This is a genomic window from Lactobacillus sp. B4005, assembly GCF_026536045.1.
GTDB lineage: Bacteria > Bacillota > Bacilli > Lactobacillales > Lactobacillaceae > Lactobacillus > Lactobacillus panisapium.
On record NZ_JAFNOZ010000001.1, the window covers coordinates 351,018 to 377,180 of the forward strand.

At 36.2% G+C, this 26,163-nt stretch carries 5 protein-coding genes; 3 read left to right on the forward strand and 2 right to left on the reverse strand.

Annotation, left to right across the window (positions count from 1 at the left end):
• The 3 genes from J3U73_RS01785 to J3U73_RS01795 all read left to right on the forward strand — a co-directional run.
• Positions 1-1,008 (forward strand): SLAP domain-containing protein (locus J3U73_RS01785; protein WP_267409403.1); only part of this gene is annotated, 1,008 nt, incomplete at its 5' end.
• Positions 1,009-1,396: 388 nt separating this feature from the next.
• Positions 1,397-13,645 carry an SLAP domain-containing protein gene (locus tag J3U73_RS01790; protein ID WP_267409404.1) on the forward strand — a complete coding sequence of 4,083 codons (12,249 nt, stop codon included), beginning with the start codon at positions 1,397-1,399 and terminating at the stop codon, positions 13,643-13,645.
• A gap of 273 nt (positions 13,646-13,918) precedes the next feature.
• Positions 13,919-24,238 carry an SLAP domain-containing protein gene (locus J3U73_RS01795; protein WP_267409405.1) on the forward strand — a complete coding sequence of 3,440 codons (10,320 nt, stop codon included), beginning with the start codon at positions 13,919-13,921 and terminating at the stop codon, positions 24,236-24,238.
• Between the two features lie 84 nt (positions 24,239-24,322).
• Here J3U73_RS01795 and J3U73_RS01800 read toward each other — a convergent pair whose 3' ends face one another.
• Both J3U73_RS01800 and J3U73_RS01805 read right to left on the reverse strand, forming a co-directional pair.
• A complete protein-coding gene (locus tag J3U73_RS01800) occupies positions 24,323-25,639 on the reverse strand; it encodes a replication-associated recombination protein A (protein ID WP_267409407.1) in 1,317 nt (438 codons plus the stop codon).
• Positions 25,639-26,109 (reverse strand): YueI family protein, encoded by a 471-nt coding sequence (locus J3U73_RS01805; RefSeq protein WP_267409408.1) that lies wholly within the window; start codon positions 26,107-26,109, stop codon positions 25,639-25,641. Before J3U73_RS01805 ends, J3U73_RS01800 begins: the two co-directional genes overlap by 1 nt.
• Between the last annotated feature and the right edge of the window lie 54 nt (positions 26,110-26,163).

Below are 26,163 nucleotides of genomic sequence, written 5' to 3' on the forward strand. Positions count from 1 at the left end.
GGCTCAGGCAGCAATGGTTCTGGTTCTAATGGCTCCGGCAGCAATGGTTCCGGCTCCAATGGCTCTGGTTCTAATGGCTCCGGCAGTAATGGTTCCGGCAGCAACGGTTCCGGCTCCAATGGCTCAGGCTCCAATGGCTCCGGCTCTAATCAAAAGAATTCTTCTGAAGATGTTGATGTCGATCTCAATAATGGTCAGAAAGTAAAATTGATGCATAATGCGTACATTTACGACCTTCATGGTGATCGGGCAAATCGGATTACTCTAGGGGCTGGCTCAGTCATTACCGTTTATGGCATTAAAAATATTGCTGGCAAAAACTACTATATTGTTGTTGATCGAGGGGCAAATAATAGTAAGTACCTCATTAAAGTAGCGAATATTGAAGCTAGAAAACTAGAGCTTAAGCACAATAGTTACGTATATGACAAGCATGGTAAACGGTTAAAGAAGGCCGGCGAGTTGAAGAAAGGCGCATTTATTGATACTTATGGTGCGGCTGTCACTATTCGTGGACAAAAGTACTTCATTATTAACAGTAATCAATATGTTAAGGCAAAAAATGTTGCTGCTAAGGCAAGCTCAGTAGGAACTTCTAAAGTTGAGGCAGCTCCAATCAGCACCCCTGTAGCTAACACTCAGAATCAAGATGTATTTGAAAAAGAAATAATTCATAATTCATATCTGTATGATGGAGAAGGAAGAATAGCTAATAAGTTAATTATTTTAGGTGGTTCCGTAATTAAGACCACTAATCCAAAAATGATTAACGGTAAATTATTCTATAAGTTAGATGATAATCTATATATATCTGCAAGTAATATAGACGGTAAAAAGAGTAAGTTAACTCATAATGCATTTATCTATAGTAAACATGGTAATCGAATTGGTAAAAAAGTTTTGAAGAAGCATAGTCAGGTGAGAACCTATGGTGCTGCAGTCAAAATTAACCATAAAAAGTTTTATCTAGTTGCTAAAAATAAGTATGTAAAGAAATCTAATTTTTAGTCAATAATTTGGTTAGTTGAGTAAAAAATGTCACAAGTTATTTTGTAATAGCTTGTGGCATTTTTGTTTTTATCTTTATTTATATAGTATATCTTTATAAAATTATCTATATGAATATATAAAATATAAAAAGTATAATAAAAATTTATTAAATAAATAAGTGATCTAAGAAGTTATTTGTCTTCAATATTTATTGTGCTGATAGTCGATAAATTTTTCTAGTATTTTCAGGAATAACGACGACCATAATTTCTTAAGTGATAAAAAAGGCTGTTTTTAAATAACAATAACTGTTGTATTTTTAATATAATAATAAGCAATATATTAGCATTTATTAGCCTTACCAATAAAATAAAAGATATAAAGTGTCTTTATAGGGAGGCTAATTATGTTAGGAAAAAATAATTTAAATGAGAAAAGAAAAAAAATGAATATGCAAAATAAGAAGGAGCGATTTTCAATTAGGAAATTCACGGTTGGCGCTGCTTCTGTTTTGCTTGGTTTTACTTTTTTTGGAATGAATACTCAATTTGTAAAAGCCGATAATATTAATTCTAAACAAGAAGTAAAAAAAGAAAATATAGATACAAAGCAGTCTGATGTAACATCAGTCAATGAAAATAAAAATACAAAACAAGATTTATCTACATATTCTGGGCTTACTTCTTTTTTAAAAACAAATACTGGTAATTCAGAAAATGCTACCAAGCCAGAAACCGGTAAAACGCAACAGACTAGTTTAGCAGGTCAAACCGGTATTGATAAAGACAAGGCCACTCAAATAGACAATAATCAAAATAGTCGAACACAAAATTCTAATGGTACTGATACTTCAGATCAAACGGACAAATTAAATTCGAATGGTTCGAATTCAGACCAAACGGATAAATCTAATTCGAATGGCTCGAATTCAGACCAAACGGATAAAAATAACTCAAAAGGTTCCAATTCAGATCAATCCTCTGATATTACTGGATCAGGTGATAATAGCAAGGATAATGGTAAACTACCAGATAATTCAAAAGACAATAATAATCCAGCAAATACTGGTGATCAATCAGGAAAAACTCCTGACAGCATTAAGAAAAAAGACACTGACTTAACTGCTAATGATAATAAAACCAGTGATCAGCCAACAATTGTTAATGGTGCAGCTCACGTCTACACTTGGGCACAATTTAAAAATGCTTATCAGAATAAAACTGTCAGTGAAATCGATATTATGCAAAATATTGTTGCTGACAATAACGTCAACTGGATTGGATTCGACTTTGATGGTAGAACCCTACTTATTAAGAGTTATGATGCTGATAAAAGAACGGATAAATATACCATCAATTTTAAAGGTAATCACCCTAATTTAAAGGGATATACTTCTTTGGATTTAACATATGAAAACCTAAATATCTGGAGTGCTGACTTTTATGGTATTGCAAGGGCATATGATTTGATAGGTGATAATTATGCTAACATTACTTTTAAAAATGTTGATTTTCACGGCTCTCAGATGATATATACCAACAAAAATACGCATATTTTCTTTGTTGGCAATAATACTGCAGAAACAGTTAAGACACCATATGACGTTAATGGACCATCCGATGCAAATAACCAGCAATTATTTCAATATACTGGTGATAACAACTCAATTACTTTTTCAGGAACATTTGTTGGTAAAACATATGGCGGTAATGTAATTGAAATGTCTGGTGACTATAACAAGGTTACTATCGATAAGGGGGCAACAGTTAGCTTGTACCCACGTGGTAATGGTGATGGTACTAGTTTGATTAGTAATCCTGCAGAAACGACTGGAACCATTTTTGCAATTGTTTTAAGAGGTAATAATGAATCCGTTGATGTTAACGGGACGCTTAATATTGTAGTTCAAAATGATAAATATAAAGGGCAATATGATAATAACCAAGCTACTGCCATTTACATAAATGATAGTCCAACTTCAACTTTTAACATCTTAAATGACGCCACGGTAAATATAAATACTAACGGTGATATTGCCGACTATATGCTAAAAAGAAATGTTATTTACGACGGTGGTAATTTTAATATTAGACCAAGAGGGACACTGAATGTTACTGGTCAAAATATGGGTAACTATTCAGACACATTGGTTTACATTAAAGGTAAAGCCGATGTCGAAAACGGTGGTTTTAACATTAGATTGTTGGATAATGCAGGCACTGGTGCTATCACTTTAGTTGATGTCCAGGGTGGTACTTTAATTGTTAATAACCCCACTTCTTTAATTTTAGATGCACACTTAAATAAAAATCCTAATACCAGTATTATCGGTGCAATGCCAATAACTATTACTAATGTTAGACAAAAATTTGATTTGAGTGGATTAGGCATAAATATTAATGAGCTTCAGTTGCCACCATTCCATGTTTTAAAAGTAAGGAAGACTAATCAAACAATTCTTGTGGATAATATCGAATTACTGAATGGACTTCGTAAAATTACCCAAAAGGATTTAACTGATTTAAAGGACAAAATGGCCAACGCTGGTGTCAAGTTCGAGGCTTTACCGCCTGACGTAATCACTTCTTTACAATCGGCTGCAAGTACTAATGCCACTTATGACAGTCTTTTTAAAGATATCATTGAGAAGGCTTTTAATAACCAAAATAATTTCGGTTATAACAACATTAGTTTTATTCCAGCTAATCCGAGCGGATTTTTGGATATTGATCCAAGTAAAGTTGATGTTGTTAGAAATAGTGATGGATCCCAGACAATTTCTGGTGAAGCAGGAAGCGTAATTAATTATGATGCTGCCTTGGACGGGCCAGATACTGATTTGCAACATCCAAAAAACATTTTTAGTTTAGTTTTACCTGTAGCTACTAAGGCTTATATCACAGCAAACCTAGTTGACGGTAATAAAAATAAGTCTGTTTGGTCACCAAAAGATGAAAGCGGCAATGAGCTAATAGCTAATCCATATGCGGATACAAATGATTCTTTGCGAGATATAAGTAATAGCTCTCTTAACCCATTACCTAAACAATTTGCTGCTGTTGTTAATGATGACGGCTCCTTTGAATTTACTATTCCAGCTGATCAAGTACTTAAGTTGAATAAAGCGTATTCAATAGAATTGTCACCAAGTGCCAATTTTATTGGCTATGATCCAACTGATGTTAATTCAGGAAGTAGGCCAATTTCTAAGTACTTAAATATTCAAACTCTTAACGAAGCGCGTAATCATGCAGCTCAAGAAATAAACGATGCTATTAATAATGCAAAAACTAATCTACCGAATAATCTGACTCCAGAACAAAATGCAGCATTTAATGATGCCATTGCTAAAGCAGCTGCAGCAGCTTCACAAACTATTACGGATGATAATAAAACTACCTCGGTTTACGATCCAAGTGCAAATACCTATGTTGAAGTTAATAATCGGAAGCAAGCAGCTATAGATATCATTGAGCAAGCACTAAAAAATGCCAAGTCATCTTCAGAAACTGAAACTAATCGTACAGATGCAATTAATGAGTTAAATGATGCTGCCAATAAACAAATTAGTTCTTATCCATCTCAAACCACTGCAATAAATCAAGCGCGGGATAATGCCATTAACCAAGTTAAAGCTGCAAAAACTCCTGAAGAAATTACCAAGGCAAAGGATACAGGTGTTGATGCAATTAATCATGTAGCACAAGAATATAAAAATGCTATTAAGGCAGATTTAAATAATCAAATTAAGCAAGTTAAATCGGCTTTGCAAGGTATTGCAGAAGATACAAATCTAGATCAAAAGCAAAAAGATGATATCTTAGCACTGGCTGATCGACTTAATCGACCGCAGGCAATCATTGCAGATAAGGGTGACATTGATAAAGATGAAGATCAGTCATCCGTTGAAAGTCATCAAAAAGAGGCACAAGATGCAATTACTGCTTTACAAAATACAATTAATGCAATAACCAAGCTTGAAAATTCTGCTAAGGATCAAATTACAAAGCATACCGATAAAGCTGAACAAATAAAGGATGCACTAAATAAGACGGTTCATGACGTCATAACAGGGGATGATCCTGATGGCTCTAAAGGTCTAGAGGTAATTGATAAGGTATATGCTGACCAAGAAGCAGAAAACATTATTAATGCTGCACAGGCAGCCAAAAAGCGTGTGCAAGAATCAGGGTTATCAGCTGCTGATCAAGCTAGCTATTTAACCGAAATTGATAATGCAGTTAAATTAGCTACAGCACAGCCTGGAACTGATGGTTATGATGCTAATGAATCTATCTATGGCACTTCGGATGAAAACGCTATCAAGCAGAGAATTGCCAAGGCACAAAATGCTTTTGCTAAAGCGGCAGCTAAGGCTGAATTGGTAGGATTTGGTCAAACAAGTAACACCAATATCGGTGTTACTACGACTCCTGCAATTGACCAAGCAATTAAAGCTGGCTTGACTGCTATTGATCAAGCAACTGATATTGATGCTGCAGAAGAACAAGCAAAGAAAAATGTTTTGAAAGAAATTTCTAAGAAGAAGTTAAATGATGCTGAATCAGATTTTGAAAATCAACTGGATAATGTTACTGGCTTGACTGCAAAAGATATTGATGATGTCAAAGAGCAGGCAAGAAAATTAATCAATAACGAGCAAAAGCCAGTTGGCTATAATCAAAAGATTGATCAGGCAGATAGTTTAGAAGCAATTGATTCTGTCAGAAACGATGGAATTGACGCTTTAAGCAAATTGCTAGCTGCTCAAACAGAAAAGGGTCAACTTAATAAGCAAATCACTGAAGCTACGCAAAAGATTCGTCAAAAGCAAGAGCAGGCCAATCAGGTTATCGATAATATTAATTCTTTAACTGACGAACAGAAAGCCGCATATCATAAGCAGGTTAATGATTTAGCCGATCAAGGAGTTAATGATTTAGCAACGACACAAAGTTCTAAGATTGATGATTTGGTAAATACAGTTAATGGCAACATTGATAACGTGGTAACCAAAGCTCAAGGTAAAGCTAATGAAGTAGTAGAAACTGCAAAAACTTCAGCTAAACAAAAACTTGCAGATGAAGCAACTGCTGCTAAGAATGCAATTGACCAAATTCCTGATAGCCAACTTAGTCAAACAAGTAAGGATTACTACAAGGACTTAATTGATAAGCATGTTAAGGAAGCTACAGATAAAATTGATGCGACTACAGTTGTTGATGCAATAGCTTCAATTCAAAAAGATGGTGAAGCTAATATTAACCGTGATTTGAATGATGCTCAGATTTCGGCTGCTAGGTCAAAAGCTATTAAAGATTTACGTGATGCCAAAGAAGCAGCTAAAAAAGTGCTCAATGATGCGCATGATGCAAAATCAATTAGTGATAGTAGTTGGCAAGATAAGCTTAATCAAATTGATAAATACTATGATCAAGCTACCGAGGCAATAGCTGTAGATTACCAGCTTGGAGATATCACCAATCATGCTACAAAAGGAATAGCAGATATTAAGAGTGTAGCTGATAGTATTTCATCGGATATTGAATCGCAAAAATTAGCACAACAAAAGCAAAATGCGCTTAATGATTTACAAAAAGCGGTAGACAATGTTCGGAATCATATTACAAATGATCCTAATTTATCACCTACAGAAAAGACTAAATATTATAATCAAATTACCGAAAAGTTTAATAATGCTCAATCTGCTATTCAAGCGGCTGATAAGGATCAAGTACAAGCAGCTTTAAACGATGGTAAAGCGGAATTAAATAAAATTCAAGAAGATGCTGATATTCAATCAGCCAAGGATAAGGCAATTTCTGAATTATTAGCTGAGAAAAACACAATTTACCAAAAGATCGGTAACTTGGATGAAGTTACAAGCGCAAACAAAGATCAGCTGCGGAAAAAAGTTGATGCTGCATATGATGCTGCAATAAGTAAAGTTAATAATCCTTCTCCTGCAACAATTGACCAAATTACCTCGGAAAAAGAGCAAGGTAAAAAGAATATTGACGATGTTATTACAGATTTAAATATCAACAAGATTATTAATCAACAAAAGCTTGATCAGTATGCTGAACAAGCTATTAATCGGATTCAATCTTCAACGGACATTTCGCAAGATCTTAAGAATCAAACCATTACCGCAATTCAGTCAGCTCGTGACAGTGCGAAAGCAAAAGTAACTAACCAAACTGATATCGCTTCAGCTAATAGTGCTGAAAAAGACGGTGAAAAAGCAATTGATTTGGCTGAGTCACAAGGCAATGGCTTAGATACTCTTAAAAATAATGCAAGTAAGCAAATTAGTGATGCCGCTGATTCGGCCATTAAGCGCTTAAATGATTTATATAACTCCTTAAGTGATGAGGCTAAAACTGAACTTAAATCTACTTTTGATGACGTCACTAATAGTATTAATACAACTGCGCAAAATGCAAAAGCTCAGATTAAAAAAGCCACAAACAAGCAAAATGTTTCTGATATTTATAATGACGCAATTAATTCTATTAGAAACGCGGAATCAAAGGCAAACCTGTCAGCAACTAAATCGCAAGCTAAAGAAGCTATTCAAAAAGCGGCAGACGAAGCTAAAAAGAATCTATCTGATCCAAAAGATCAAGATGCTATCGATGTTGTTGCCAAACTAGGAGTATCTGATGTTGACGCAGCGCAAGATATTGATACTGTAAACAAGATTAAGGGTAATGCTATTGATGGCATTAAGAATATCACATCAATTGCTCAATCAAGTGATGCAGAAAACACTCGGAGATTAAAGCAAGAAGCAATCGATGCTTTAAATCAAAAACTAGGAGACAAGACCCAAAATACTGGTGCATTAGGTGATGTTGGCAATCTGATAGACTTAACTGACCAGCAAAAAGCAGATTACCAAAATGCATTGCAACAAGCGCATGATCGTGCAGTTGCAAATGTTGAGGGTGCTACTAAGGAAAATATTGATACTGAAAAGAACACCGGATTAAAGAACATTGATGACATTGTTACAGCGGCAAAATTGCAAGCAGCAAAGAATAGGGCAAAAGCTGATTTGGATCACCTTGCTCAAGATGCTGTTAATAAAGATAAGAAAGATGAAACTACAATTAATGCTGAACGTGACAAGGCAAAAGCAAATGTTGATCAAGCTCAAAACCAAGATGAAGTTAAGACAGCTAAAGATAATGGGACAACCACAATAACTAATATTGTTAATACAGCTGATAACGAACAGCTTACTGCTAATAAAACAGCAGCTAAATCTAGTTTTGAAGAAGCAGTAAATAAGTTACAAACTCAGCTTAATAATGATTTAGCGAATAAAAAGATTGGTCAAGATCAGTTTGATGACTTAAAGAGCAAGCTTGACCAGATACGTAGTGATGGTGAAACCAGAATTACTTCTTCTACAAAGCAAACAGACCTGGATGATGCGATTGCTAAGAATACATCTGATTTGAATGGCATCAGCTCTGCAATCACCAGCGCAGAGAACTTAAATGAAGCACTGGCAAAATTACAAGATGCAGTTAATAAAGCAACTGCTTCCGCTAATAAGATCGCTAACGATGATCCTGAATTAGCTGGAAGAATGAGAGAACAGATTGAACAAGAACGTTCTAAAGCTGCTAAAAATATTCAAGCTGCTAAAAATAGTTCCCAAGATGCTAATGTAGCCATAAATGAGGCAACGGCTAACGGTGTTAATGCATTAAATCATTTAACCGAACGCTTTGAGCAAAAGAATAAGGTAATTAATGATTTAAAGCAGTATTCTCAATCTGCTAAAACAAGTTTACAAGATCCAAATTTGTCTTCGACAGAAGTTGCTACTGGTGAGCAAGCTATCAACCAAGCATTACAACAAGGAATTACTAATATTTATCAAGCAACAGATACTGATGATTTGGCTAAAATCGAAGATACAGTTAAGCAAAACATTGATAATGCTAAATTACCAACTAGTTTATTAGCAGAGAAAAATAAGCAGATTAGTGCATTAGATCAATATGTAAAAGATAAGGGCGATATCAATAGTATTGCCAAAGATCTAAGCGATGAGCAAAAGCAAGACTTACAAAATCAGGTTGATCAGGCAGTTAAAAAGGCAAAAGAAAAGATTCAGGCAATTAATTTACCTGAAAACGCGCAGGCTGCTGACTTAGAAACTGCAAAGAATAAGATTTCAAATGCTGAAAAAGGTATTCCAGAAAACGGAGGAACCGCCGACTTTGGTGAAGCAGGTGTTGACAAAGTTTACACTTTGGCTAAGACAAAAGAAGCAATATTCCAAGCTAAACAGGAGGCAATTGCTGAATTACAACAAAATAAAAACGCAGCTAATAAAGCCGTCGAAGATTCAGGATTGTCTGCCAGCGATCAAGCAAAACAAAAGCAAAAGATTCAAGATATCTTTGACAGCAGTAAGGATAAAATTAATAATATTTCTGATAAAAAGCCAGATGGAACTGATAAGACCGTAGAAGAAGTCACGCAAGAAGCAAAGGCCATTGTTGATGCCGCTTCTAAGGGTTATCAAGGACCAAATGGTGAAAAAATACCAGGATTTGATCAAGTTAAAAATGATGCTGATCTTGCGGGTGCCAAGACTACTGCTGAAGGAATCCTGCAAAATAAACAGACTCAGGCTAAGCAAACAATTGATCAGTCACAGCTGACCCAAGAGCAAAAGACTGCTGCTAAAAATGCAGTAGATACTGCCTATGAAAATGCCAAAACTGAGATTGAAAAGCAAACAGATATTAGTAAAATTCCAACTGATGAAGCACAAATTGGTCAAGAGATTGATAACATTATTAAGAATTCATCTAGTTGGGTTAAAACTGATCAAACCAATGCACTGAATGGTACTGAAGGTATTGATGGTTTGCAAGAGCAATTTGACAAGTTAACTGCCGAACAGAAAGCAAATCCTGAATATAGTGGCAACATTAAGGACATTACTGATAGCATCACTGCAATTAAGCAAGCTGATAACATTCAAGCAATCAGTGCAGCCTATGACAAGGGAATAACTGCCTTGAATAAGCTCAAGGGAATGGAAACTATCAATGAAAGCCTTAATAAAGCTAAAGCTGATATTAATGCCAACAATGATTTGGATCAAGATAAGAAAAATGAACTTATTCAGAATGCAGAGAATCATGCTAAGGAAGGTAAGCAGAATATCGCTAACGTAACTGCTCCGACTGGTGATCCTGAAGCAAAGAAGAATCAGATTTCGCAGGCAGCTGACAATGCGGTAAATGATATCCAAAGCGAAGTTAACAAAGCAACTGATGCAAGTAGAACTAAAGCTGATGATGAACTAAAGCAAAAGTATCAAGAAGCAATTGATAAGCTTCATGAAGAATACGGCGCTGAGGCTATCACGAGTGCAACCGATAGTGCTTGGAATACTCATCAACATGTTACTGGTGATACTCCTGATGAGATTCAAAAGAGTAAACTCGATGCAGAAAAGGCAATTGCCAAGGGTGCAGTAGATGACGCTGCTGCCAATGCCAAGAACAAGCTTGATAAAGATGAAACCAAGAAACCGGATGGTTCGAAATACACTGACAAAGAAAAGCAGGATATTAAGGATCAGATTGATAAAAATTCTAAGGATGCTAAAGACAAAATAGATCAAACTACAGGTAAGAAAGACGATAAAACTGGTAAAACTGATACAGATGATGCCCGTGATGAAGGAATTACCATTATTGGTGGATCTGAAGTTGGAATTGATAAAGCTGCTGCGCAAACTAAATTTGATCAAGACACTGCTAAATTGCAAAAGCAAATTGACGATGATTTAGCTGCTAATAAGTTAAGTCAAGATCAATATAATCAATTAAAGAATCAGATTAGTCAAGTCAAACAAGATGGTACAAAACGGATTAGCGAGTCGACTACTGCTGAAGAATTAACTAAAGCACAGGAACAAAATCAAGCTGATTTAAGTAATATAAGTTCTGCTATTGCTAGAATTGAAGCAATCAATCAAATCAAGCAAAATGCAATTAATGAATTGCAAGTAAATAAAGCTGCTGCTGATCAAGCTATCGAAAAATCAGGATTGTCTGCTAGCGATCAAGCTAAACAAAAGCAAAAGATTCAAGATATCTTTGACAGCAGTAAAAGTAAAATCAACAGTATTTCTGATAAAAAGCCGGATGGAACAGATAAGACGATTGATGAGATAACCCAAGAAGCAAAGGCCATTGTTGATGCCGCTTCTAAGGGGTCTCAAGGATCAAATGGTGAAAAAATACCAGGATTTGATCAAATTAAAAACGATGTTGATCTTGCAGGTGCCAAGACTACTGCTGAAGGAATCTTGCAGAATAAGCAGGCTCAGGCCAAGCAAATAATTGATCAATCACAGTTGACTCAAGTGCAAAAGACAATTGCTAAAAATTTAGTAGATACTGCCTATGAAAATGCTAAAACTGAGATTGAAAAGCAAACAGATATTAGCCAGATACCAACCGATGAAGCACAAATTGGTCGAGAAATTGACGATATTATTAAAAATTCTTCTAAATGGGTCACTATTGATAAAAATAATGCGCTGGTTGGTGACGGTGATGTTGCAGGTCTGCAAACGGGCCTTGACGAATTAGCTGATAGACAAAAATCGAATCCAGATTATGCTGCTGATATTAAAGATATTACAGATAGCATTGAAGGAATAAAAAATGCTAGTGAAATAGAAAAGGTCACTGCTGCATACAATAAGGGTATGACAGCTTTGAACAAGCTTAAGGGTAAGGAAACTGTCCAAGTTGCTTCTGATAAAGCAATCAGCGAACTTATTCAAAATGATGATATTGACGAAAACACGAAAAATCAGATGATAGCTGCGATTAAAGACCAAGCCAAAAAAGGTAAGGAAAACATTTCTAACATTTCTAATTCAGCTAGTGATCTAGAAACGATAAAAGGTCAAATTAGCGATGCTGCTATCAATGCGGTAAATGAAATTCAAAGCATAGTTAATAAAGCTACGAATGAAAGTAGAACTAAAGCTGATCAGGAGCTGCAACAAAAGTATCAAGAAGCAATTGATAAACTCCACAAGGAATACGGTGCTCAAGCTATCACGAGTGCAACTGATAGTGCTTGGAATACTCATCAACATGTTACAGGTAATACTTTCGATGAGATTAAAAAGAGTAAGCTCGATGCAGAAAAAGCAATTGCCAAGGGTGCAGTAGATGATGCTGCTGCCAATGCCAAGAACAAGCTTGATAAAGATGAGACCAAGAAACCGGATGGTTCAAAATACACTGACAAAGAAAAGCAGAATATTAAGGATCAGATCGATAAAAATTCTAAGGATGCTAAAGATCAGATCGATAATTCCGACGATTCTAGTTCAATCGACAAGCATCGAGATGATGGAATTACCATTATTGGTGGATCAAATGTTGAAATTGATAAGGCTGCTGCGCAAACTAAATTTGATCAAGACACTGCTAAATTGCAAAAACAAATTGACGATGATTTAGCTGCTAAGAAGTTAAATCAAGATCAATATGATCAGTTAAAGGAAAAGATTAGTAAGGTCAAACAAGATGGTACAAAACGGATTAGCGAGTCAACTACTGCTGAAGAATTAGCTAAAGCACAGGAACAAAATCAAAATGATTTAAATAATATAAGTTCTGCTATTGCTAAAATTGAAGCTACAAATAATGGTTCATCTAATAATTCTAATTCGGGTGGCTCTGGAAGTTCATCAGACGGTTCTGGTAATTCACAAGTACCTGTAGCAACTAAGCCTGGAACTGGTGGAGATAAGGATGTTGATACCTCTGTAGCCAATGCCGAGGAAGTTACCTTAATGCATAATGCTTATGTTTATGACCTTGACGGTAAGAGGTGCAATAAGATTATTCTTGGAGCAGGTTCAATTGTCAAGACTTACGGTATAGAAAATATTAATGGCAATCAGTACTACATCTTAATTGATCGGGGCGATAATAACAGAAAATATTATTTGGCGATTGGCAACGTTAAGTATTTGGTACAAAAATTAAAGAATGATGCTTATGTATATGATAAGTATGGTAATAAGCTCAAGAATCTGGGCGTTATCAAGAAGGGTAAGACTGTTAATACATACGGCGATGTAGTCAACATTCGTGGTCAAAAGTACTTTATCATTGATACGAACAAATACATTAAGGCAAGCAAGGTTGACATTAAGAAAATCATTCCTAAGACCGAAAATGTTAAGGTTACGCCAGTAAGCGTTCCTGAAAACAAGAAAGAAAACGCAACGGTCGAAAAAACAATCATGCATAATGCATATCTATATGACGAAAAGGGAGTGAGATGCAATAAGTTAATTTTCGGTGCTGGTTCCATCATTGATACGGTCGGCATTAAGCGCATTAATGGTAAGCTCTACTATGGTTTGGCTGATGGAATGTATATAGCTGCTGGTAATATTGATCCAAAGCAATTGAAACTAAAGCATAATGCCTTTATTTACGGTCAATATGGTAATCGCTTAAGTAAGAGAATTCTACGCAAGCATAAGAAAGTAAGGACTTATGGTGCACCAGTAAAAATTAAGAATAAGCTTTATTACATTGTTGCTAAAAACAAATATGTAAAGAAGGCCAATTTTTAAAAGCTAAATAGATAAAATAAAAGTGGTACAACTTGTTGAAAATACAGGTTGTACCATTTTTTATATTTGATTTAGTTTTGTCTTATATTATATGTATACATAGATACGTATAAACAAGATTTATTAATAAAAAAATAGGAAAAATAGGCCTATGATGATAATAATTTTAGCGTTATAATAACTACTTTTACTATAATCTTTTATAAAATATATTAAAAAAGCTTTAAAATTGACTTTAATAATTACAGATATTACGGTATAGATGTATAGGCTATGGTTAATAGAAAGGATATCTGTATGTTAGGTAAAAATAATTTTCAAGAACGATTGAAGCAAATGGAAATGCAAGATAAGCATGACCAGTATTCAATTCGCAAATTGAGTATTGGTGCAGTTTCTGTTTTATTAGGCTTTTCATTTTTCGGTATAAATGCTGAATCTGTTAAGGCAAGCGAAATTAGTCCTGAACAACAAACAAGTCAGGTTGCCACAGATTCGACTACCAAAACGGCAAATAATGTAGTAAAAGAAAATAATCATACTGACTTAAATGAAGAAAAAAGTAATAAGCCAGATTTGACAACATATTCTGGTTTAAGCTTGTTTTTTAAAGAAAGCAATGTAGATCAATCTTCAGCTTCTCAAACAAAGCAGGACAGTAAGGTGTCGAAAGTCACCCAAAAAGCTATTAATGATTCATCTGCTCCTAACCATGAAGAGACAGAAAAGAGCAATTCTTCTACTGAAGTGGCCGACTCTAAGGAAAATAATGATGCAAATGACAATGCTTCTGCTAACTCTGGAACTAGTAATAGTAACCAAAAGCAAGATAAGCAAAATAAAGGCGACCAAACTAATAATGATTTAGAGCAAAATAAGCTGCCAGATGATTCTTCCAATAAGCAACCGACTAAGCCGGCCAAACAACAACCTAAAGCTAACCAAAATCTAGGCTTGGTGGATATAATAGGTGATACACCGCAAGTAGAAGGCAATGTTGCTAAGGTATATAATTGGCGTCAATTTGTTAATGCCTATCAGCAAAAAAAGATTCCTGCTAACACGACAATTAACGAAATCGATATTATGAGTGATATTTCAGCTGACCAAGATAATGGCACTACTGGTTTTGATTTTACAGGAAGAAAATTGCTGATTAAATCGTCTGGTTTGGGTAGACACAAAATTGATTTTAAAGGCAACCATCCTAACTTAACTTCTGCTAATTCTCTAGACTTGACCTATGAAAATTTAGATTTATACAGTGCTGATTTCTTTGGTGTTATTGATACGGCTAATGTTGGTAATCAAAAAGAAGCCGTAATTACATTTAAAAACGTTCGTTTCCATGGTTCACAGATGGTTTATTCAAGTTCTAGAACGCACATCCATTTTGTGGGTGACCAAAACGTGGCAGAAACAATTCATTGCCCATATCCTGGTACTACTGCTTCCAATGGAGATAACCAGCAATTATTTGAGTTTACCAAATCTGATAACACAATTGATTTTGACGAAGGTAACTTTATCGGCAAAACAATTGCGGGTAACATCATTCAGATGGATGGCAGCAATAATACCGTCAACGTAGCTAAGGGTGCAACAGTCAACTTAGATCCTCGTGGTAATGCCGATGGTATTAATGCGACTAAAGCTAATCCAGCAGAAGGTACTGGAACTGTTTTTGCAATCGTAATGCGAGGCGATAAAGAAACGGTTAATGTTCAAGGCGATTTGAATATTAATATTGGTTCAGGTATCTTTTCAGATTACGATTACAAACAGGCTTCTGCCATTTATATTAATAAAACTACTAAGGGTAACACTTCCGCCTTTAATATTCTAAATGGCGGAAATGTCAAAATTAATACTAATGGTGATATTGCTGCTTTCAATAAGAGAAGAAATTTGTTGTATGATGGTGGCGACATTAATATTCGACCAAGAGGTTCTTTAACCATCATTGGCCAGAACATGGGCGTATATAACGATACTTTGGTTCTGATTGAAGGAACTGCTACTGTTCAAAATGGTAGTTTTGAAGCTCGGCTAGAAGGAGCAGATACTGGTAGAAACGCAATTATCTTGGTGGATACTGGCCAGGGTGGTTCAATTATTGTTAATAACCCTCGTTCCTTAATATTGGATGCACATTTAAATAAGAATCCAGGAACCAGCATTATCGGGAACAATAAGATTTCAATTACTAACGTCCGCCAGGCACTTGATCTAGGTGACTTACTCAATGGGATTGGTCTTACGGGATCAATTGCGCTTCCGCCGTACCATGTTTTGCAGGTTCAAAAGGGTAATGACACACTCAACGTTAATAAAATTGAAATGTTGAATGGTAATACCAAGATTACATCTGATGATGTAAAAGAGTTAGAGAAAAAACCTGTTGTTTCAGCTATTTTAAACCAGATACCGTTCTTAAAGACAATTTTAGAAGATGCAGGTAAACAAAATTCAACTTTTGATACAGTCTTTGCTCAAGTAATTTCTAAGATTTTTGCCAATAGCTTACTTCCCGGATATAACAACGCTCGCTTTATTCCAGCTAATACAAGTGGTTTTTTAGACATAGATCCAACTAAAGTTAGTGTTGTCACCAATGAAGATGGCTCAAGAGAAGTCGTTGGTGCTCCTGGATCTGTGCTAAATTATCAAGAAAGCAAGGATGGACCCGAAAGTGATGGCTTATTCAATAAGATTCTTCCGGGCGGAACTGATGCCTATATTTTAGCTAGCCTAAAGAGTCCTAGTGGCAAAATAACTAGCTGGTTCCCGAAAAACGAACAAAATGGCAATATGATTGAGAGCCCATATGGTAAAACCGCAGACTCAGATGGAAGTCTTAAACAAAAGCAATTTGCTGCCAAAGTCAACAATGACGGTTCCTTTAGGTTAGTTTTACCGACATCAACTACAGCTAATCTTGATGAAAAAACTCAAATTTTATTGACACCGCATGCTAACTTCGTTGAATATGATCCGCTCGCTCTTGATGAAGGATCACGGCCAGTTGCAATTGACTTGAAAATTGCTTCATTAGCTAATGCGCAAAAAGAAGCGGCACAAGCAATCAAAGCAGCAATTACCCAAGCCAAAAATAATTTACCGGCAAGCCTAACTCCAGAGCAGGCTGCTGCTTTCAACCAAGCAATGGCCCAGGCAGATGCTTACACGAAACAACCAACCGAAAAGGGTTATGATGAAAATACTTCTGTATATGGGGCAAAAGATCATTTGTCCGTAAGTAGTAGGCAAAAGAAAGCGCTAGCAATAATTCAAGCAGCAATTGATACGGCTAATGCTCATGATAATTTACAAACTCAAAGGTCTAAGGCAATTGACGAATTACAATCATTAGCTAATGATCAGTCGGCTGCTTATCCATCAATTAAAGACAAAATTAACCAAGCATTGGTAACTGCTACAAACAATATTAAGTCATCTACTACTACTGCAGATAATTTAGCTGACATTTTGGCTAGTGAAAAAGAGAATATTATCGGAGTCGTAAAATCTTATAAGAATAGTTTTAAACCAGAACTGAGTGAGTCGTTAAGGAAAGCAAAAGATGATTTAAAGACTGCAGGGGGAGATAATAATTTAACTGAAACGCAACAAACTGCAATTAATGGATTGATTGATAGCCAAGAAATTACTGCGGTCAATGATGCTATCAAACAAGACGGTGCCATTGATCTAGCTCAAAATGAAGACCAAGTCAAGACTGCAGTTGAACAAGCTAAAGGTAATTTAAAATCAATCCAAGATAAAATTGCGGCTATAAAATTAGTTGAGCAAGAAGCCAATAAGCAAATTGAGCAGCACAGCCAAGATGCTAGTGAGATTAAGGACGCTTTAAATCAAGCTGTTAGTGCAATTCTTGCTGGTAGTGATCACGATGGTTCTGCAGGAAGGGATGCTATTGCCAATGTCCATAATGAAAAGACACTTGCCGCTGCTAAAATCGAAATAGCTAATGCTGCCAGTGCTGCTAAACTGAAACTGCAAAACAGTGGCTTAAACGTTGATGAACAGCAGAAGTACTTAAATGCAATTGATCAAGCTGTTTTAGTTGCGACTGCTCAAAAAGATTCTCCTTCTTTTGATGAAAATAAATCAATTTATGGTAGTAACAATGATCAAGAGATAGCAAATAAAGTTATGCAGGCCAAGAATCTCTTTGAAAAGGAAGTTGCTAAAGCTGAACTTGCCGCTTATGTTAATGAGATTGAGCAGGCATTAGAAACAACTACTGCTGAAAATGACAAAATTAGCACCGAGCAAAAAAATGGTACTGCCAATATAGATGCAGTAAGCGACAAAAATGAAGATGGTTCTATTGCTGATATTGCCGAAAAAGTTTCTGCAGCCAAAGCAACTGCAAAAGAAAATATTTTAAATGAAGTTAAAATTCTCGCAAAAAAGAGACTTGAGGACAAACGTGATACTGTCTTAGATAATATTAGAAATATTTCTGGTTTAACAAGTGAGAATATTGCTAATAACGAAAAAGAAGCTAATAACTTATTAACTTCACAAGACAAAACTGGCTATAGTGATTTAATTGACACTAGTCAAGACTTTAGTGAAATAAAGACGCATATTAGTGAAGGAATTAAAGCATTAGCAGATTTGCAAACAGCTGCTAATGAAACTGCTCAGCGCAATAATGCCATCAGTAACGCCAATAATGCAATCGTTGCTAAGCAAAATGATGTCAATAAAAAGATTGACGAGTTAGATGTTTTAAATGATCAAGAAAAGCAGAGCTTTAAAGATCAAATTGCTGCTGCAATTGTTAGTTACAATAATGCGGTAGAAAAAACGCCAACTTCTGCTATCAGCAAGTTAGCAGATGCACTGGTTTCACAAATCGATAACATTCTTCAGGATGCAACTGGAAAAGTTTCTACCGAATTTAAGGCACAAAAAGAAGCTGCTTTATCTAGTATTAGTAAGCAGGCACAGGATGCTCGTGATCAAATCAGTAAAATTAGTGATGAGCAATTAAGTTCCACTAATAAAGAATATTATAATGATCTAATTAATCAAGCTGAACAGTTGGCAACAACCCAGATTAAGGCCGCACAAAATACTACAGATTTAAATGCGGCTGCAAATCAAGGAAAAGTTGATATTCAGGATGCTCTTACCAAGGCCTTAGTTGAGGCTGCAAGATCAGCAGCAATCAATGATTTGTTAACTGCCAAAAAGAAAAATGTTGCAGTAATTGAGCAAGCTTCAACGGATCATAAGATAAGTAAGGAAAGTGCACAAAAATACATTGATTCAATTACGGGCTATTATGATAAGGCTGTTGGTCTAGTTAAAAATGATACCAGTATTGTTGACATCAATTCAGACAGTACGCTGGGTATTAATAGCATGAACAATGTTGCTAATAGTATTGCCGATGATGAAGAAGTTCAGCAACTAGCAAAGCATAAGCAAGATGCTTTGGCTGAACTTGACCGGTTGGCTAATTCTACAGTAGCCGAAATTAAGGCTAATGCCTCACTGTCTGGCGTAGAAAAAGATCAGTATGAAAGCCAAATTACAGATGCACTTTCTCAAGCTAAAATAGCAATTGAGGCAGAGACTGCTATTGACGGTATTGATCGCCAAAAAGATGTTACTAAGGCAAAATTAGCTAATATTGGTACGACGGCAGCATTCCAAGGAGCTAAAGAGGAAGCTTGGAACAAGTTAAATACTGCTAAGAGCATTGTGACTGATCAAATTAATAAGCTTGATAGCATTGATCTTCCAACTAAGAATAAGTTTTTGAAAGAGGTTCAAGATAGCTATGATAAGTCATATGCTGCAATAAAGGACCCTAATCCGGAAACGATTGAGCAAATTAAACAAAGTGCCGATAATGGGGTAACAGAGCTTAAAAACATTGTTAGTGATGTCAATGTCGCTATTGCCATCAGTCAGCAGAACTTAAACAATCACGTTACCAAGGTAATTCAGGAAATTAATAATTCTAGCACTCTAACAGATGATGCTAAGAAAGAAACAATTGCAAAGATTGAAGATACTTCGGCAACTGCAATCCAAAATATCGGAAAGGCTACTTCCGAACAAGATGCTAAAAAGGCGGAAACTGACGGAGAAAATGCAATTGATAAAATTGCTGCAGAAAGTTTAGACCTTGCAGGCTCAAAAGAACAGGCGAAAGCTTCAATCACAACAGCGGCTAATAGTGCTAAGAGCGATCTAAAAACTCAATATGATCAGTTTATTAAAGACTATAATGATTTTATTCAAAATAATCCTAATTTGACTACTACTGAAAAAGCAGCAATTAAAGAAGATTATGATAATGCAAGTAGTGCTTACGAAAAAGCGACAAGTAGCGGACAGTTAATCGATACAGCATTAACAACTGCTACGACAAAAATTGATAAAGCTAAGAATAAGTCTGAAGTAAGCGATGCATTAGTTGATGGCAACCATCAAATTACAACTATTGAACAAGAAACATCACTAGCAATCATTAAGGCACAGGCAAAACTTAATATCAGAAAGGCCAGCGCTGATGCCCATACTAAATTAACAGATGAAAAAGATATAGCTGCTTTAAACGATGTGGTTAACCAAGGTTTGGCTAACATTGATGCTGAAACTGATGCTGGACTTGTTGCTAAAGATGAAAAAAATGCGATTAATGGCATTAACAACGTTATTTCGATTGCTAATTCTGAAAATACTAAGAAACAGCGAGAAGCCGCTTTAAATGAATTGGCTGCTATTTTGAATGGTGATCCTGAAACTGGCACGGAAGGAATTCTTAAGCAAATTGCTGATCTTTTAGATGAGAATGGAAAACAGGGATTAACTCCAGAACAAGTAGCTGCTTTCCAGCAAAAAGCACAAAATGCTTATGATACTGCAAAAGGTATTATTAGTGGTGCTGATGCAAAAGATATTGCCGGTTTAAAGGCAGAAGCAATCGCAAACATTAATCAAACATTGATAGATGCTAAGTTGCAAGTTGCTAAAAATAAGGCAATAACTGAGCTCAATAACATTGCCGAGAAGACGCGCGATAATGCTCCCAAGGAAAAGGATGCAATTGAGCAGAGCCTAAAAGATGCAATAGCAACTATCAATCAAGCCACTGATGTCAATTCGGTTGATGCTGCTAAGTCAGCTGGTGAGAAGGCGCTTAACGGTATTGTAGCCCAAGCCAAAGATTCGGCACTGAAAAATGAAAAAGTGGCAGCTAGGGATGACCTGACTAAACAGGCCGGTAAACTCAAAGATCAAATTAGTCAATCGTGGCAAAATCATTTGATTGATCAAACACAATATGATCGCTTAACCAATCAAGTTAACGAAGCACTTACAGCTATCAATTTGGCTCTTGATGGTGCAGGCAGTATTGATGAAGTAAGGCTTGCTAAAGGAAATGGGCAGACAAGTTTAGATCAGATTAAGACAGATCTTGATCAATCTGAAGCGTTAAACAAGGCCCTGAGTGATTTGGATAAGGCAAGTCAGAATGCATATCAAATCGTTGATCAGGTGGCAGCTCAAATTGGTAAGACCCCTGAAGAAATAAGTCAAATAGCTAATACAATGAAGGATCTGATTGACAAGGAACACGATAAGGCAGTTAACGATATCAAGACGGCTCAAACCGGCGTAAAGCCAATTTCAACCATGAAGCAAATTGTTAAAGATGCCCAAGATGCTGTTACCAATTTGACTGATGGCTTCCAGCAGAAAAATGAGTTGATTGGCGAGTTAAATAAACATGCGGATGAAATTAAAGCAGTGCTGTCTGATCCGAGTTCCAAACTTGATCCACTTCAAATTACAGCTGGTGAAAATAAGATTGATCAGGCACTGCAAAATGGTATTTCTGCTATTCTAAAAGCAGATAAGACTGCTGATTTGCAATCATTAAAAGATAATGCAATTACAGCAATCGATAATGCTAAATTACCAAGTGATCTCTTGACTAAGAAGAACACTGCAATTGCAGCGATTAATGATTATGCCGCTCAAGCTAAGAAGACCATCGATCAAAATCAAAAATCTGATGAAAATCCGAATGGTTTGGCAAAAGAATTGATTGATTCGCTAAAAGATCAGGTTGAACAGGCTAGAAAGAAGACCATTGATCAGATTAATAACGTTAACTTAACTGCCTTAACTCCAGATAGTTTGAATGACGCCAAAGCTAATATTAGTGCAGCTTTAAACGGTAGTGTACCTGAAGGACAAGCTCCTGATTTTGGTAAAAAGGGAATTGACGTTATTGTTAATTTGACGAAACAAAAAGCGGGAGTTGTACAGGCAAAGCAAGAAGCAATTGCCAAGCTTGAAAATGAAAGAGCTGCTGCTTTAACTGCTATTATTAATTCTAAACTGTTGCCAGATGAGCAAATACCATTTAAGAATAAAGTGCAACAATTATATGACAGCAGTAAGCAAGCTATTAATGATCTTACTGATTCAGATGAACAGGAAGTTAAGAAGAAGGCAGATGACATAATTGCTAATGCTGGTTTGGCTGATTTAATATCGCAGGCAAAACAGCAAGGCAATAAGTCAACTGCTCTGCGTGACCTTGTTTCTAAAAAGGCCAAAGCATCTAAAATTATTAATGCTTCTCAACTATTGCCGGATGATAAAAAAGATGCATTAGCAGAAATTGACCAACTATTTACTGCTGCTAGTGATAAGGTTAATGAAGGAAAAGACATACCAGAAGATGTTGGTAAGGAAATTGATGAATTATGGCAAAGTGGTCATATGCCAAATGACTGGTTCGCCAAAGCAAAAGAAAATGCTCTGAATGGATCAGATCAGATTGGCGGCTTGCAAACCGAATTTAATAAATTAACTGATGAGCAGCGTAATAATGAAGCTTATAAACAATATCTTGCAGATATCAATGACGGTATTAGTGCATTTGGTCAAGCTAATACGATGGAAAACATCAATGACGCTTACGACAAAGGAATGACCGCAATTAACAAGCTAAATGCACAGGAAGAGATTTCACGGAATCTTGAACGCGCTAAAAATGAAATTAACTCTCATCAAAGCTTGAGTCAGCAGGATAAGGATGAGTTAATCAAGAAAGTAAACGATTATGCAAAAAGCAGCCGGAATGAGATTGATAACATTGTGGCTCCAGTCGGCGATACTACAGGTAAAGCTGAGCAGATTAAATCTGCAATTGATAATTTTAAAGCCAACATTGAAAGTTATATCAATCAAGCTAAGACTCTTGCCAAAAACAATGCAGACCAAGAAATCAAGGAGACATATCAACATGCATTAGAGCAACTGAATGAAAAGTTTGGTTCACACGTAGTTACTGCAGCTACTGCTAAAGCATATAACAATCATGAACATGTAACAGGTGACACACCTGAAGCAATCGAGGCTGATAAGCTAACTGCAATTAAGGAAATAGCTGATGCAGCAATTACGGACGCAATCAGTAGTGCACAAAAAGTTGTGGCTGAACTCAAGCATAAGGACGGATCTGATTATTCGGCTGCTGACAAGGCAATTCTTACTAAGGAAATTGCTAAGCAAGGAAAAACTTTAACTGATAATCTTGCTTCGATATCCGATCCTGAGCAAATTAAAGCACTAATTACGCAAGCAGTTAGTCATTTATCCTTAATTAGTTCTGACCCTAAGACTATTTCTGAGATTTTGCAAAACAATTATCCAAAAGATAGCAATATTAGTAATCCAGTTGTTAATCCAATAACTAATCCGGATAATAAGAATCCTGAAAATAAGACAGAAGAAGTAATGTTAATGCACAATGCATACTTGTACAATGCTAATGGTCAGCGGGATAATCAAATTATTTTAGGTGCTGGCTCAATTGTTACCAGTCATGGCATTACCCGAATTAATGGCCGCGATTTCTACATTTTGGTAGATCAAGGTGCAAAGCAGAAGAAGTATTACTTAGCTGTTGGTAATGTGCAATCTACTAGCCGGATTTTACGTCATAATGCCTTTGTCTATAATAAGCATGGCAAACGAATTATGAGTGCAGGTATCCGTTATAAGGGCAAGCAAATTAAAACTTACGGCTCTCAAGTTACAATTAAAGGCAAGAAATACTATATTATTGCCCATAACCGCTATGTCAAAGCAGCAAATGTTGGCAGTAAACTTATTCAAAATGCTCAAACGGCTAATGTTGCCGCATCCAGCACTTTAACTAGCCAAAATATCATTGAAAAAAGAGTTATGCATAATTCATATCTGTATGATCAAAGTGGTATTCGAGCTAACAGATTAATTGTTTTGGCAGGCTCAAAGCTTAATTTTGAAAAACAAACGACTATCAATGGTCGTCCATTCTATTGTTTGAGTGATGGCTTGTATATTGCTGCCAACAATATTGATGGTCAAAGTGTTGGGTTAAAGCACAATGCATATATTTATAATCAATACGGACAGCGTCAAACTAGAAGAATGCTAAGAAAGGATCAGCAGATAAGAGTTTATGGTGATCCAATCAAGATTAATGGTCACAAATATTATATTTGCGATATCAATAAATTCGTGAAAGTTGCTAACTTCTAGTTTTAAATAAGCGATAAAAAAGAAGTCGTAAACCGATAAAGTCGGTTTACGACTTCTTTGTATTATAAAAATGCATGACTGGGCTTAATTATGAGACTTTTTACGTAAGCCTTCGTCTTGCATTTGTCGTAAAATCTCGTATTGCTTTTTAAGGGCTTTTTCTATTTTTGAATTTCCTTTGGGCGCAAAATATTGTTTACCAGTTAATTTGTCTGGCAGGTATTGCTGAGCCACCCAGTCGCCGGAGTATGAATGCGGGTATACATAGCCAGTGCCATGTCCTAATTTTTTTGCTCCAGAATAGTGTGCATCTTTTAAATCATCAGGGATACTGCCGTAATCAGTACTTCGAACATCGTTTAAAGCGGAATCAATTGCGCTAATCGCACTATTACTTTTGGGCGATAACGACAATTCAATAACCGCACTGGCAAGAGGTATTCTCGCTTCGGGAAAGCCTAAACTTTGCGCAGCCAGAATGGCTGTAATGGCATGTTGGGCAGCAGCGGGGTTAGCAAGACCAATATCTTCATAGGCAATTACGCTAAGCCGGCGGCAGATTGAGATTAAATCGCCAGATTCAATTAAACGCGCTAAATAATGTAAAGCAGCGTCCGTATCAGAGCCGCGAATTGATTTCTGGAAAGCGGAAACTAAATCATAGTGTCCATCACCATGAGCATCAAAATTTTGACTACGCATTTGAATTGAATTAGCCATCTCGTCTTGGTTAATAGTAAAACCTTTTTCGGGATCTTTTTTAGCCATAATGAGTTCTTGCTTTGTAGAACGCACAGCTAATTCAAGTCCATTCAGGGTAGAACGAAGGTCGCCATTTCCTTTTTGAATTAATAATTGCTTGGCATCTGCAGTTAGCTTAACTTTATATTTGCCTAAGCCTTCGGTCTGATCGCTTAATGCACGGTCAATTGCTTTAGCAACATCAGTTTCAGCAAGCGGTTTAAGTTCAAAAATTTGGCAACGTGACCTAATGGCAGGCGAAATCGAGATATAAGGATTTTCAGTTGTAGCACCAATCAAAATGATTTGACCGGATTCTAATAATGGTAAAAGAAAATCCTGCTTAACTTTGTCTAAACGATGAATCTCATCGAGCAGGAGGATTACTGTTCCGCTCATTTTACCTTCAGCTGCAACTTGTTCAAGCTGTTTTTTACTATCAGTTGCCGCATTAAGTTTACGAAAAGCGTATTTGGTTGAACCAGCAATTGCACTAGCAATACTTGTTTTACCTATGCCCGGTGGCCCATAAAGAATCATTGAGGAAAGAAGTTTGGCTTCAACCATTCGGCGAATTATCTTGCCGGGCCCGATTAAATGTTGTTGTCCCACAACTTCATCTAAGTTTTGTGGTCGCATTCGATATGCTAAAGGTTTCATTATTTGTCTCCATGAAAAATCCGTTTCCAAAAACCGACTTTTTTAGGTTTAGTTGGTTGGCTCAGCTCCGTTTTAGGTATTTCTGGTGGATAAACTTGCGCAATTTCGATTCGCATTTTATTAATTGCTGTTTGCGCAACTACCAAAATCGCCGTATCATCTGGGCCAGTTTTAGCAGTTTCGTCACTGACAATGGTAAATGGAATGTTATTTTGACTGCATTGGGTTTCTACTTGACTTAAAAAGTCATCATTTACATTGCAGTTAATTAAAAGTGAATATTTAAGATAGTCCTGAAAGTGAGCTGAAAATAGGTCAGTTAATTTTTTATTTTCAACTTCCGCATTTGTCATTCTGACAAAAACCCGCTCACGTAGTGATCCTAAAAATCGCCGGCGTTCATCAGGCTTTGTTTGGGGGGTGATTCCTTGTGCTGCATTGGCAACTCTGGTATTTAAATCATCGGACATTGTTTGCTTGTTCCTTTCGAGTAACAAAAAACCCTTTCCATGTAGGAAAGGGGA